Annotated in this window: 12 protein-coding genes and 1 tRNA gene; 4 read left to right on the top strand and 9 right to left on the bottom strand. The window is 60.8% G+C overall.

The window, feature by feature from the left end; all coding sequences use genetic code 11:
* Positions 1-14 precede the first annotated feature (14 nt).
* The 4 genes from ACTFPK_RS00435 to ACTFPK_RS00420 form a co-directional block, all read right to left on the bottom strand.
* Positions 15-194 carry a ubiquitin-like protein Pup gene (locus tag ACTFPK_RS00435; RefSeq protein ID WP_126134950.1) on the bottom strand — a complete coding sequence of 60 codons (180 nt, stop codon included), beginning with the start codon at positions 192-194 and terminating at the stop codon, positions 15-17.
* 111 nt (positions 195-305) lie between these two features.
* On the bottom strand, positions 306-1,895 hold the full coding sequence (dop, locus tag ACTFPK_RS00430) for a depupylase/deamidase Dop (protein WP_274734049.1): 1,590 nt from the start codon (positions 1,893-1,895) through the stop codon (positions 306-308).
* Complete coding sequence (gene arc, locus ACTFPK_RS00425) at positions 1,892-3,520, bottom strand: proteasome ATPase (protein WP_274734050.1); 1,629 nt, start codon at positions 3,518-3,520, stop codon at positions 1,892-1,894. The genes dop and arc overlap by 4 nt, the downstream gene beginning before the upstream one ends.
* 94 nt (positions 3,521-3,614) lie before the next feature.
* Entirely contained in the window at positions 3,615-4,730 is a 1,116-nt protein-coding gene (locus ACTFPK_RS00420) for a tRNA (adenine-N1)-methyltransferase (protein WP_274734051.1), read from the bottom strand.
* A 64-nt stretch (positions 4,731-4,794) separates the two neighbouring features.
* On the opposite strand from ACTFPK_RS00420, the gene ACTFPK_RS00415 reads away from it, so the two are divergent.
* The gene (locus tag ACTFPK_RS00415; RefSeq protein ID WP_274734052.1) at positions 4,795-5,616 is read left to right on the top strand and encodes a RecB family exonuclease; all 822 of its coding nucleotides are present in this window, start codon (positions 4,795-4,797) and stop codon (positions 5,614-5,616) included.
* 113 nt (positions 5,617-5,729) lie between these two features.
* Here the strand turns inward: ACTFPK_RS00415 and ACTFPK_RS00410 are convergent, their stop codons facing one another.
* Positions 5,730-7,013, bottom strand: a complete 1,284-nt coding sequence (locus ACTFPK_RS00410; protein ID WP_274734053.1) for a hypothetical protein — start codon at positions 7,011-7,013, stop codon at positions 5,730-5,732.
* Positions 7,014-7,136: 123 nt separating this feature from the next.
* The gene (locus ACTFPK_RS00405) at positions 7,137-7,958 is read right to left on the bottom strand and encodes an undecaprenyl-diphosphate phosphatase (RefSeq protein ID WP_274734055.1); all 822 of its coding nucleotides are present in this window, start codon (positions 7,956-7,958) and stop codon (positions 7,137-7,139) included.
* Positions 7,959-8,033: 75 nt separating this feature from the next.
* On the opposite strand from ACTFPK_RS00405, the gene ACTFPK_RS00400 reads away from it, so the two are divergent.
* Entirely contained in the window at positions 8,034-8,990 is a 957-nt protein-coding gene (locus tag ACTFPK_RS00400; RefSeq protein WP_439910855.1) for an aldo/keto reductase, read from the top strand.
* Here the strand turns inward: ACTFPK_RS00400 and ACTFPK_RS00395 are convergent.
* Complete coding sequence (locus tag ACTFPK_RS00395; protein ID WP_126134958.1) at positions 8,987-9,364, bottom strand: hypothetical protein; 378 nt, start codon at positions 9,362-9,364, stop codon at positions 8,987-8,989. The genes ACTFPK_RS00400 and ACTFPK_RS00395 overlap by 4 nt on opposite strands.
* A gap of 131 nt (positions 9,365-9,495) precedes the next feature.
* A tRNA-Leu gene (locus ACTFPK_RS00390) sits at positions 9,496-9,580 on the bottom strand.
* A gap of 189 nt (positions 9,581-9,769) precedes the next feature.
* Here ACTFPK_RS00390 and ACTFPK_RS00385 point away from each other — a divergent pair.
* Complete coding sequence (locus tag ACTFPK_RS00385; protein WP_274734057.1) at positions 9,770-11,794, top strand: M3 family metallopeptidase; 2,025 nt, start codon at positions 9,770-9,772, stop codon at positions 11,792-11,794.
* A gap of 134 nt (positions 11,795-11,928) precedes the next feature.
* Positions 11,929-12,999, top strand: coding sequence for a GNAT family N-acetyltransferase (locus tag ACTFPK_RS00380; RefSeq protein ID WP_274734058.1), 1,071 nt, complete (start codon positions 11,929-11,931; stop codon positions 12,997-12,999).
* Here ACTFPK_RS00380 and ACTFPK_RS00375 read toward each other — a convergent pair.
* Positions 12,996-13,532 carry a hypothetical protein gene (locus tag ACTFPK_RS00375; RefSeq protein ID WP_439910854.1) on the bottom strand — a complete coding sequence of 179 codons (537 nt, stop codon included), beginning with the start codon at positions 13,530-13,532 and terminating at the stop codon, positions 12,996-12,998. The two genes, ACTFPK_RS00380 and ACTFPK_RS00375, sit on opposite strands and share 4 nt — an antisense overlap.
* Positions 13,533-13,587 lie beyond the last annotated feature (55 nt).

Genomic DNA, 13,587 nt, shown 5'->3' with positions numbered 1-13,587 from the left:
AACGCGACGGGGTATCACTGTCCGCCTTTCTGTACGAATCCTTGCACGAAGGAGGACGCATTGCTTTCCAGCACGGCGTCGATATCGTCGAGCAGCGCATCAATACCAAAATCTTGGTTCTGTGCCTGCGGGGCCTCCACTTCGGTGTGTTCTTCCTGACGGCGTTGGGGCTGCAGGAATTCTTGACTGGACATTTCTTCCTTTCCTCTTCTCTGGTAGTGATATGCGCACGGGTGGCCGGGTGCTGCGGGCCGAGTGCGCGGCCGGGGCAGGGTGCCGGGCCGGGCGCGGTGGCGCGACTTCGCCTAGGAACCCGCCGCGGTGAGCGCGGCTATAACGTCGTCTATCGTGTGTGCGGCGGTCAGGGTAGCTCCCAGTGCGGCTTCGTTCGCGGCGTTCGGATTGGGCAAGTTGAGGCGATGAAGCTGGCCGGTGCTATCGCGTAGCAGCACGCTCGACCAGCTGGCCGCAGCCACGTGATCGGAAAAACGGGAGATGAGCTGCCCGCGGAGATACGCACGGGTGGAGCCCGGGGCCTGCCGGGCAGCGTGGGCGATCTCCGCCTCCGAGAACAGCTCCTCCACCCGGCCCGCGGCCCGGAGCTTCGCTACGATGGAGCGCTCGGGGCGCAGGTCGTGCCATTGGACATCGAGGGCACGCAGCTTATCCGAATCCCAGCTTCCCCCACCGCGTTCGCGTAATTCGTTGAGGATCTGGTATTTCGCTACCCATTCCACCTGGGGTGCGGCGGAAAAAATATCACGGGAGAGCAGGTCAAGAATGTTTTGCCAGCGTTCGAGAATCTCGGCGGTATCCGGGTCTACCTCACCGTGTTCGGCCAGCGCATCGCGCACCGCATCGAGGTAGATCTGCTGAATCTCCAGGGCGGTGCGCGGTTCGCCTTCGTGTACTTCGAGTTTGGTGGAGAGGGTGGGATCCTGGGATACCGTCCACGTGAGGGGCACGGGATTATCCATGATGACGGATTCCAGCCCGAGCGGCACCGCATCCTGTTCTAGCATCCACAGCACCAGCGAGGTGGTGCCGACCTTGAGCAGGATAGACACGTCGAATTGGTTGGCATCTCCCCCGATGACGTGCAGGCGCCGGAACCGCTGCGCGGCCGCATGGGGTTCATCGCGGGTATTGATAATGGGCCGGTTGAAAGTAGTTTCCAGCCCGACGTCATTTTCCACGTAGTCAGCGCGTTGCGAGATTTGGAATCCGGGTTGTTCGGAGCGCGGGCCGAGCCCCACGCGCCCGGTGCCGCACAGAATCGGCCGGGTCACGAAAAATGGAATGAGGTAGCGGATGATTTCCGTAAAAGGTAGCGCCCGATCCACCAGGTAGTTTTCGTGGGAACCGTAGGCCGCGCCTTTTCCGTCCACATTGTTTTTGTAGATCGCAAATTCTCGCCCGCGCTCGCGCAACAATTCCATGCCGCGCCGCGCGATGAGTTCACCCGCGCGGTCCCACAGCACCGCTTGCCGTGGAGTTGCGGTTTCCGGCGCCGAATATTCCGGGTGGGCATGATCAACGTAGAGGCGTCCGCCGTTGGTGAGGACCGCGTTGGCGGCGCGCGGGCGGCGCAGCTCTGCGTCATCTTCCGTACTAGGTACGACGACGACGCCAGCGGGCGGGGCGGGATGTTCGGGGTCATCGGTGAGCTGAGAGGGATCCGCCTCCTCCCGGCTCATCCGGAAACCGCGCGCGTCATTGAGGGGGTCTTCCCCGGTGTAGTCCCAGGCCACCGGGCCATGCGCGCCGGCTCCTTCCCCGCCCTGCCCGTAGCTTTCTACAAAATCGGCCGAGAGCACCACGGGATTTGCCCGCGGCGCAGCGGGTTCCATAATCCCAAATTCTGTTTCCAGGCCGATGACTCGACGTGCTGTCACCGTGACTCCTTCCCCGTTGTGTTGCGTGCGGGCTGCGCACTTGCGTCGGCCTGGCATGCCGGATCAACCTGGCGCGGCCGCACCGCCACGATTCGCTCCCCGCGGTTTTTACCGTTGACTTTGGCCCATTCATCCGGGTTGGAGATCTGATCCAGTTCCGAGCTATCACGCGCTTCAGCGTGGACCGCGGCCACGGCGTGTTCCGCGGTAATGCCGCGCACACCGCTCGTCAAATATGTTTTGATAGCTGCCTTTTTCGCGCGATCAACAATGCCTGCCAGCAGCGCCCCAGATACAAAATCGGCAAGGTAAAGAGTTTCTTTCCGCCCCGAGGCGTAGGTGACATCAACAAATCGATTCTCCGGGGATGCCTCGAAAACGCTATCCGCGATGAGGCGAGCCAGATGGGCAGCAGCTCCGGCCCCGCCACCGTAGGCTTCGATATCAGCCGGAGCGTAGGGCAAATCCGGAGTGAGGTACTTGGAGAGAATATCCACGCTTCCCGCGTAATCGGGGCGTTCTACCCGAATTTTCACGTCGAGTCGGCCGGGCCGCAAGATAGCCGGGTCGATCATATCTTCCCGGTTGGAGGCGCCGATAACAATGACGTTAGAAAGTTGTTCCACCCCGTCAATTTCGGCAAGAAGTTGGGGCACCACGGTTGTTTCCACATCGGAAGAAACCCCTGAGCCGCGGGTGCGGAAGAGGGCTTCCATTTCGTCGAAGAAAATAACAACGGGAATACCCGAGGAGGCCCGGTCCCGGGCCCGCGAAAAGATTTCGCGGATCTGGCGTTCGGTTTCCCCCACGTATTTATCGAGAAGCTGCGGGCCCTTGATATTGAGGAAGTACGAGGATGCCTTGGCTACCCCCTGGGCGCGCGCAGCATTCTCCGCGAGGGAGGTGGCCACCGCTTTCGCGATCATTGTTTTCCCCGTTCCCGGAGGCCCGTAGAGCAAAATTCCCTTGGGTGGGCGCAGGCCGTGCTCTCGGTAGAGTTCGGGTTGCTGGAAGGGTAATTCGATACTGTCACGAATTTCCTCAATCTGGGCATCCAGACCGCCAATATCCGCGTAAGAAACATCCGGCACCTCTTCGAGTAAGAGGTGTTCGACATCCGGCCGTTCCACTTTTTCAACCAGGAACCCGGTTTTCAGATCCGCCATGCAGGTATCTCCCACCCGCAGGCTAGAGGCTGAGAGCTTCCCGCCAATGCGCAGCACCTTTGTTTCATCCGCGTGCACTCGCACGAGCACCCGCTGGGGATCCAGGACAAGCTCCACGGCCACAAGTTGCCCGGTATTTTCGTAGCCGCCGATGCCGACCACCACGAGTTCTTCATTCAGGCGTACTTCTTGGCCGGGGCGTAATTGTTCCAAGGCGACATACGGGGACACAGCCACATTCATTTTTCGGCCGCCTACGAGGGCGTCAATGGAATGATCAGAAGAATGCCCGCGAATAAAGGTGGCGAAAGTAGCCGGCGGCCGGGAAAGGGAATCGAGTTTCTCCCCCAATTCCTGGATCCGTTTGCGGGCGGCGACCAGCGAGGTGGAAAGCCGTTCATTTTTCTCACGCAAGGACGCGATTTCGGCAAGAGCCGCGCTCGACTCCGATGTGCTCATGGCTTCCTTTCTGATCGTCCCTTTATTCTAGGACAGGCCAACCTTACCGCCCACCCCGGGATATAGCATCCCCGGCGCTCCCGAAGCTAGGCCACTAGTCCTCTACCTGGCGGGATTCCTCCACCTGCCCTTGTGTTTCCACCTGCCGGAGTTCCTCTGCTCGCCGCTGTTTTTCGGCTTCGCGGACGGCGATTTCCGCCGCGATTTTCTCAGCTATCTTGCGAGAATGTTCCCCCGGAGTAGATACCCCGCTTTCTTCTACGTCGGCTCGGTGTGCCAGGTCACGGCGGACTTTACGCAGTTTCTTTTCTGCAATCGGGCGTTCTTGAAGTGGTGCAGCTTCGCTATTTTCCCAGGGCATAGGTTCGGCGTAGGCACCCTTGGCCGGGCGGGATGCCGGAGTTAGCCGGGTCGGCCCGGCTAGCCGACGCGCCAAAATGAGGAAGCCGGTATGCGCGACCATCCGGTGATCGGGACGCACCGCGAGTCCCTCTAAGTGCCAGGTACGCACCAGAGTTTCACTGGCCTCGGGGCCGGTGAAAAGTCCGGTGGCTTTGAGATCTTCGGCGCAGCGGGAGAGCTGCGTCGTCGTTGCAACGTAGGCGAGGAAAACCCCGCCGGGTACCAGAGCCTGCGCGGCCGCCGGAATGATTTCCCAGGGAGCGAGCATATCGAGGATAACGCGATCAAAACCTGCCGGGTGAGCAGCCAAAATATCAGCGGCCTCCCCGCATTCCACCCGCCAGTTATCCGGGTGCTTCCCCCACCAGGACACCAGATTGGCCTGCGCTATCTCCGCGAATTCCGGGCGGCGTTCCGCGCTCAGAAGAAAACCTTCGGTGCCGACCGCCTGGAGCAGCGAAATGGAGAGCGCGCCGGAGCCCACCCCGGCTTCAAAAACTCGCGCCCCCGGATAGATATCCGCGGCGTGGATGATTTGCGCCGCATCTTTCGGGTACACAATGGTGGCACCGCGGGGCATGGAGAGCACGTAATCGCTCAGGAGCGGGCGCAGGGCAAGGAATTCGCGGCCCTCCTGGGTGGTGATGAGGCTGCCTTCCTCTTGTCCAATAAGTTCGCTGTGGCGGAAGGAACCGCGCGTGGACTGGAAATAGCCATCAACCGTAAGATTGATGGTGTAATGCCGCCCTTTAGGATCGGTGAGTTGCACGCGTTCACCGGGGCGGAAGGGGCCTCGTCGTAGTGTCATTCCTCCAGTGTAGTTTGTCCGTGCGACAGATTTTTCTGTCGCAGCGAGTTGTTAAAGTGGAATCATGACTCGTCACGCCGCACTATCACCATCACGTGCCAAAGATTTCAAGCAGTGCCCGCTACTCTTCCGTTTCCGGAGCGTCGATCACCTTCCCGAAGCGCCTTCCCTCGCCGCGCTACGCGGCACTCTCGTGCATTCTGTTTTGGAGTACCTATACGCCGCACCGCAGCACGAACGCACCGAGGAATATGCCCAGTCCCTCCTGCTGCCGCGCTGGGAAGCTCACCTGGAAAAGTCCCCTCAGGATGCCGATCTTTTCGAATCCGCGGATGCACTCTCGCAATGGCTGGAGCAGGCCCGCGCTCTTATTAGTAACTATTTCCATATGGAGAATCCGCGTTTTTTGGCGCCGCGGGATCGGGAGAAGTTCATCAATGCCCGCCTGCCCTCCGGTTTAGCGCTGCGCGGAATCGTGGATCGAATTGACGCGGCACCCGATGGAGCCTTGCGCGTGGTTGACTACAAAACGGGGAAGTCACCACACCCGCGCTACCAGAACGAAGCGCTGTACCAGATGCGCTTTTATGCCCTGCTTTTAGAGCTGACGGAAGGGCAGCGCCCGGCTCGCACCCAACTTGTCTACCTCAAAGATGGACGCACCCTCACCTATGATCCGCTTCCGGAAGATACCCAGCGTATCGCCATGGATTTAGAGGAAACCTGGCGGGCCATCGCCGCGCGCCTGGATTCGGGGGAATTCGAACCGCGTACCTCCCGGCTGTGCGATTGGTGCTATTTCCAGCAGATCTGCCCGGCCTTCGGCGGCACTCCCCCGCAGCTCAGCAGTGAGGGGGTGGAGCAGATGCGCACCGCACATAGTTAACGCAGTGCCGCATCGCCCGTGCTGCCCTCGGGCACCAGGCCCGCCCTCAGGCACCACACCTGAGCCATCTGCCTCAGGTCTGGTGCCTCGAACACCTGTCCCTTGTTCTGCGGTTAGTGGGTAAGAAGCCGAATCCCCAGGAGTGCATCAACGGCGCGGGCCACCTGTTCCGTATCGGGTGCCCCGGCTGCCGCCCAGTCATCCAGGATGCGCAGTGCCTGCGGAGTATCCAGATCATCGGACATAGCGTCAATAAGTGCCCGGCACGTTGGAGCTAACTCCGCGGGTGTTGTGGCTGGCGCAGCGGAAGTTTCGGGTGCGCTCGCAGCGGCCGCGGGCTTTGCGAGCGCACTGCGGGCTGCCTGCTGCCAGCATTCCAGGCGGGCTTCGGCACGCCGGAGCGCACTCGCCTCGTATTCCCAATCGGAGCGGTAATGATTGGCCAAAAGAACCAGGCGAATAGCACTCGGGTGCGCGCCTGCCGCGGTCAGCTCCGAAACCCGCACCAGGTTACCCAGCGACTTGGACATTTTTTCGCCCTGGTAGGCCACCATACCCACATGGAAGTGGATATCTACCCGGCCGCGATCATCGGTCATCTCTCGCAGATGGCTCTCGCTCATTTCGTGGTGCGGGAACAGCAAATCGCGCCCACCGGCCTGCACGGTGATATGTTCTCCCAGGTAGGTGCGGGCAATCAGCGCGCATTCCACGTGCCAGCCCGGCCGCCAGAATCCGGGTTTCTCCCCCGCGGGTCGGAAATTATTACCGCGCACGCCCTTCCACACCAGCGGGTCAAGGGTGCGGCGTTTGCCCGGCCGGGTGGAATCCCCACCGTGCTCGTCAAAAATCTGCTCGAGATCCAAATACTCAAATACCGGCGCGGCAGCGAAACTCGGGTCACGGGTGAGGTCAACATAGATATCTTCCGAGCCGTCCCCATTGGGCAAACGGTAGGTAAGACCGCGAGCCTCAAAATCGCGCACAACGGCCTCCAGCTCGTCCAAAATCTCGGAGACCGCAATCCATTTCCCGGGCGGGACAACTCGCAGCGCATCCATATCGGAACGGAAAAGCGCTATTTGAGAATCGGCAAGTTCGCGCCAATCCACCCGCGTTTGCTCGGCGCGTTCGAAAAGCGGATCGTCAATATCCGTAATGTTTTGGGCGTAGCGAACCGGAAGGCCAGCCGCCATCCAGTACCGCACCAAGGTATCGGCGCTCACATAGGTAAAAGCGTGCCCCAGGTGAGTGGCATCGTAGGGCGTGATACCGCAGGTATAGAGGGTAGGTTGCCGAGTTTCTACCCGGCAGATTTCCTCATTATCGGAATCGTAAAGGTTGAGGTCCGGGGTGAATCCCAGTGGTGGTACCTCCGGGCGTGTCCAAGTCTCCATCTGGTTATCCGTTAGTCTCCTACGTCGCGAGTCCTCCACGTGAGGAACTCAAGCACAGTTTACCCAGTACGCCGCTAGCTCTCAGAGAACACCGGTGCAAGGCGAGCCATCGCGGCGTCGTCGTTAAAAAACAGAGAGCGTACCGGCGCCCAAGAGCACCACCACGAGTAGCGCCAATCCAAGACGGTAGATCACGAAGGGCAGGTACGAACGCGTGGAGACCAAACGCAAGAACCACACGATCACCGCGTACCCCAGAACGAAAGAAATCACCGTGGCAAGAATCGTGGGCCCGGCCGGAATCGAGGCGTCTCCGGCGTATTTGACCAGCTGGTAGAAACCGGAGAGCAGCACCGCGGGCACCGCCATAAGGAAAGAGACCCGCGCGGCAGCTTCGCGCGTGTAGCCGAGGAGCAGGCCGGTGGTAATCGTTCCACCCGAACGAGACACCCCCGGAATAAGCGCGAGAGCCTGCCCGCAACCGAGAAGCAAGCCGTCGCGGTAGCTCATATCGCGCAGCTCTTTGCGCTGGCTGGCCCAGCGATCCGCCAGCCCGAGGAAAATCGCGAACAGCGCCAGCACAGCCGCGGTGATATAAAGATTGCGCAGCGATGTTTCAATCGTGTCCGCGAAAAGAAGGCCGAGAATGCCAATGGGAAGCGTGCCGATAATGACCACCCAGCCCATGCGTACATCCGCGTCCGTGCGCGCCACCCGCCCGGTCCACGAACACAACCACTTCCGGATAATGCGCACGATATCTTTCCAGAAATAGCAGAGTACCGCTGCTTCGGTACCCAGTTGAATAATCGCGGTGAACGCCGCACCCGGATCTCCCCACCCGAAAAGATCACCGACAATCCGGATGTGCGCCGAGGAAGAAATCGGCAAGAATTCCGTTAGCGCTTGCACAAAGCCAAGAATGGCTGCTTCTAGATAACCCACGGGGCCTAAGCATAGCGGGCGGGACGTGCGCGCGCGGTGAGGTGTCCGGCTGACACAGTGGTTTAGAGTGGAGCTATGGATTATCGTGCAGTTGGTGCCAGCGGGCTTCTTGTATCCGCTCTCGGCTTGGGAACGCTCACGTGGGGTCGCGATACCGATGAGGAGGAGGCCCGCGGGCAATTGCGCGCTTTCCTCGACGCGGGCGGCACCCTCGTAGATACCTCACCGGCTTTCGGTGATGGCGCGGCAGAAGCACTGCTCGGCTCCTTGCTCGGCTCTTTTTTTGGCGACGACGCCGCTCGCTCCCAGCTCACCATCTGCACCCGCGTAGGTTTCCTCGATAATCCGAGCGGTCCGAGCTATAGCGTGTCGCGGGCCGGTATTGAACGTTCCCTCGCCGCCTCGCTCTCCCGGCTCGCTATCGAGACCGTAGATATCGCCGTAGCCGGTGGCCCCGATGGCGTGACCCCGGATGAGGAAACCGCACTAGCCCTGGCCGGGCTGGTAACCCGCGGCAAAGCACGCTACATCGGAGTATCAGGGTATGAACCCTGGCGGGTGGCGGCTATGCAAACTATGCTGCGGGAACGCCATCTGCCTCCGCTGACCGTGGTGGAAGAAGAATACTCGCTGGTGGAGCGCAGTGTAGAAAGATCCACACTTCCCATGTGTGAAGCTATGGGGATCGGGGTGCTCGCCACCTCAGCACTCGGCCGCGGGGTGCTCACCGGGAAATACCGGCATTCTATTCCCGCCACCTCGCGGGCTGCCTCCGATCACCTGGCTGCTTTTGTGGCCCCCTATTTGAGCGAAGGACCGCGCCGGATCGTGGAGGCAGTGGCGAAAGCCGCTGACGGCTTGAACTGGAATCCCGCAGAAGTTGCGCTGGGCTGGATACTATCCGCCCCCGTAAGCGCGGCGCTGGTGGGCGCACGTACCGCCAGTCAATTAACAAGCCTGCTGGGGGGAACCCTCGCGAGTGGTGAAGAACTTCCCGATCTGGTGATCGAGGCGCTCAACGATATTTCTTAGGAACGGGATGCGGGGGCGTCGTCGTCTTCTTCGTCATCGAGACCGGGGTAATCCTCATCATCGTCATCGTAATCATCGTCTGAATCGTCATCATCGTCGTCCAGATCGTCGTAATCATCGGTGTCGTAGAGGTAATCCTCGGAATCATCATCCTCGTAAAAATCTTCGCTATCGCTATCGAAGACATCCAGCGGTGTTTCGACATCAAAATTCGTGAAGATGACGTCATCGTAAATGGTGTAAGCATCCGCCAGCTTATCGGCGGCTTCCAGCACCGCCGGAGCTTCCGGGTCATCAGCGGTAGTAGCCGCCTGGTGGAAATCCTCGAAAGCACCGATGAGACGGTCAAGCGCAGCGCGCGGATTCGTAGCCATGGCCCTAGAATACCCCGAAAGGCACGCGATTCGCTAACTTCTTCGGCACCGAGCCTCTCCCCAGGCCGGGCCGGGGAACCCCAGCCATGCGAAAAGCCCCGGAATTTGTGTTTTCCGGGGCTTTCTCACCGTGCGCGGAGGGGGACTTGAACCCCCACCCTCTATACGAGGACTAGCACCTCAAGCTAGCGCGTCTGCCTATTCCGCCACCCGCGCGGTGATTGCCATTCAGCACGCCGTGCTGAGCAACAGAGAAGAATCTACCAGGCCCGCGCCTGCTTTTTCAAATCGCAGGCCCGCGCAGAGGTGTGATTCCACTTACGCCTGATTATGCCTGGCCACGCCGGTACTTGTCGTGCGAGCCGTGCTGGTACTTGTTCGGCCCGGGCCGCTACCGTTAAGCCTATGAGTACTCTCTTACCTGATTTTTCGCATGTGACCCCGGCATCCCAACTTGCCACGGTCCTTGATTTGATGGAGCACCAGCGCGGCGTCGTCGCCTCTCTTCTCGAGGTGACGGATGCGCCAACCGTTGATAATTTCCTGCGCCCCTTTGAGCTCTCCGGAGCGCAGCTCGAGGTGGAAGCTTCGATTTTCTACACCTATTGTTCCTCGATTGGCGGGGCTGATTGGGATCGCGTGGAGGCCGAGCTCAGCCCGAAGATGACCGCGCACGAGGACGCGCTCTATATGGATCCGCGGTTGTACCGGCGTTTTGAACAGCTATGCGAGGCGGACCTGGATCCCGAAACCGCCTATACCGCCCGCGAACACCTCAAGCGCTGCCAGCAGTCCGGTGCCGGGCTCGCTGAGGCAGCGCGGGGCGAACTGGCGGCTATCAATAACCGCATGGCCGAACTCTCTACCGAGATCGGTCAGCGTATCGTACAGGCCGGTCTGGATGACGCAGTGGAATTCACCGAAGCCGAGCTCAGCGGCCTTTCCGCTTCCCAGCGGGAGGGGCTGGCCGGGGAGGCCGCCGCGGCTGATAGCTCGGCCGCCTATCTCGCCACGCTGCGTCTTCCCACGCAGCAGCCGTTGCTGGATAATTTGGACGACGCCGCGGCTCGCGCCCGCCTCCTGGAGGCATCCCTGCGGCGCTGCGACGGCCACGACGCGGCAACCGATACCCGCGAATCCATTTTGGAACTGGTGCGGCTGCGGGCTCGGGCCGCCAAGCTGCTCGGCTACCCGAACCACGCCGCCTACGTGGCCGCGAATTCTTCGGCCGGGACGCTCGAGAACATCGATGCGCTTCTCTCCCCCATGATGGCGCCCATCGCCCGCAACGTTGCTGCCGAAGCTGAGGAGCTGGCCGCTTTCGTCAAGGAACGCTGGGGTAAGGACACCTTCACCGCCAGCGATTGGGTGCGGGCCCAGAATCAGGCGCGCGCCGAAAAGTTCAGCATTGATGACGAGGCCCTTACCCCGTACCTCGAACTCGATAACGTGCTGGAAAAGGGTGTTTTCTACGCGGCGAATAAGCTCTACGGGCTGACCTTCACCCGGACCGAAGAGCGCGGGTACACCGATGACGTGGTCGTGTGGAAGGTTGCTGAAGAAGACGGCACCTTCCTTGGCTACTTCCTGGGTGATTACTATGCGCGGCCCGGTAAGCGCGGGGGCGCGTGGATGCACGCCATCGTGCAAAAATCCGCGGAGGGATCCCCCGCTTCGGTTATCTGCAATAACCTCAATATCACCAAGCCGGCTCCCGGCGAGCCCACCTTGCTGAGCTGGGACGAAGTGGAAACTGCTTTCCACGAATTCGGGCACGCCTTGCACGGTTTCCTCTCCGACGTGCGCTGGCCCTCGGTGGCCGGAACGAATGTTCCGCGTGATTTTGTGGAGTACCCCTCCCAGGTCAACGAGATTTGGGCGCGGCATCCGGAGGTACTCGCACGCTACGCTCGCCACTACCAGACCGGGGAAGTCCTTCCCGCCGCCCAAACCGAGGCCCTCGTTGCCTCGCGCGGCTACGGTGCCGGCTTCCGCATGTGCGAAATTGAGCAGGCGGTGCTTCTCGATCAGGCATGGCATCGGCTCAGCGAAGCCGAAGTCCCGGCAAGCCCCGCCGACTTCGAAGCTTTCGAGGAGAAGGCTTTGCGAGCCACGGGTGTCCAGCATGAGCTGGTGCCGCCCCGGTACCGCAGCGCCTACTTCAACCATGTTTTCTCCGGTGGATATTCTGCTGGATACTACTCTTACACCTGGTGTGAAGCCCTGGACGCGGATACGGTGGCGTGGTTCCAGCACGACGCCGCGCGGGAGGGCGATCTGGGCCTCAATCGCGAGGCTGGCGAGAAGTTGCGCCGCGAGGTCCTCTCGCGGGGTAATTCCCGTGATCCGAAGGAGTCCTTCGCGGCGCTCCTGGGGCGGGACGTGGATGCCACCGCGCTGCTCAAGCGGCACGGCCTGGTGGAAGCCTAAGCCCCGAGGTTAGCTGCTTCTTGCGGTTCTGCTGAGATTCCGCGAAGAGCGCGAGGGTTGGCGCGAGGCCCGAACTGTGTGGCGGTTCGGGCCTCGCGTTTTTGTAGGCTTGCTGGCCTGCGTACACTAAAGCCATGCAGGAGTTCACACTAACCACGCCGTCGTACTTTCTCAGCGCTCCGCGCCCCGCGGATGTTCCCGCACTAGCGACGATATGCGCAGATCCGGATATCCAACGCTGGACCACGATTCCGGCCGGGTATTCGCGCTCTGATGCCGAAGCTTTCGTCACGGAGTTCGCGCCGCGGAAATGGGCCGAAGGTTCACCGGTGTGGTTGATCCGCCACACCTCTCAATCCGCGCCGCTGGGATGCGTTCAGGTAGATGTAACGGGAAACGGACGCATCGGCCGGCTCGGCTTTTGGGCCGCCAAAGAGGCCCGTAACACCGGCATGGTGACGGAAGCCGTTCGCGCAGCGCTGGAATATTTCTTTGATAAAACTGATCTTGCCGCCATGCATTGGGATTGCGAAGTGCAAGGTTCAGATATTAATTGGGCTTCGGCAAAGATCGCGTGGAAGCTCGGCTTTTCCTTCCTTGGTATTCGCCCGGCGGTCACGGTAAATAAGGGCGAGGTCTACGGTTTATTCCAGGCAACTCTCCAGCGCGGGGAGGCCATGGAGCCCGCGCACGCTTGGTTTGGGCCCAGTGAAAAGCATCCGGCTTTTTCCGATCCGCGCCGCCCGGAGGATCTGGTACGGCAATTCCACGAAACGTACTCCCTTCCCATCGTCACCGACGGGCCGAATGCGCATCGGCCGCGCCTGCCGATGCGTATGTCCCTTATCGCTGAGGAATTCACCGAATTGGTGACCGCTGCCTACGGTAAGGCGGCTGGTGAGCAGATCAGCGCAGCTTTTGAGCGCGCTGTCGATCTTGATGATGAGAGCCGCGATATCGTTGAGATTTCGGATGCGCTCGCGGATTTGGTGTATGTCATTTACGGGATGGCTTTAGAGCTGGGTATTCCGATGGCCGATGTGCTTGCCGAGGTACAGGCTTCGAATCTATCGAAGCTTGGGGCGGACGGGCGGCCGATCTATCGGGAGGACGGCAAAGTTCTCAAGGGCCCACATTTCTTCAACCCGGATATCCCGCGTGTTTTGGGACTGGCCCCGCACAATTCTGCGGAGCACTCGCGCTAATGGCGATTCGTTCCGGGGCTGTCAGTTTCGGGGGCGCCGGGAGTAGCGTCGTCACCCGGCACCGCGTTCCCGGGGGCAGCTGCGTCGTCGTCAATAATGGCGTCTTCAATGTAATCGCTGAGGCTGGCGGAAAGAATGCTCTGGGATAGCGCGTCGATCCGCTTGGAGAGCTTGCGCTGCTCGCTGAGCCGCTGGGTGCGGGCCATCGCATCAAGGACGGGGATCGCCCGGTCAATAGAATCGAGTTCCGCACGCCAGGCCGCAGCTTTTTCGGCAATTTCCGGGGTATTGGCCGAGGCATAGAGATAGGTGACGTGTTCTTTGAGGATCTCGATGCGGCCGCCCAGGCTACGCGCTTCCCGCTCGTGCGGGTTTTTGCCGGCAAGCTGATGCATGCGGTTCTGAATTTTGGACACAATCTGCGGGTTTTCGCGGATGAGGGCGCGCAGTTGCGGTCCGTAACGTGTGATCACGAAAACGATGGCGGGGCCGATACGACGCGCAAGCCGCAACAGTGCCCGATATTTACCCATAACCTTGTGCCTCCAGATTCTGTGCGGGTGCTGCTCCAGATAGGGAGCAACTTCA

The sequence above is a fragment of the Actinotignum sp. UMB0459 genome, from assembly GCF_051905915.1.
Taxonomy (GTDB): Bacteria; Actinomycetota; Actinomycetes; order Actinomycetales; family Actinomycetaceae; genus Actinotignum; species Actinotignum sanguinis.
The sequence above is the reverse complement of the archived record's forward strand: the minus strand, read 5'-3'. Positions and strand labels throughout refer to the sequence as shown.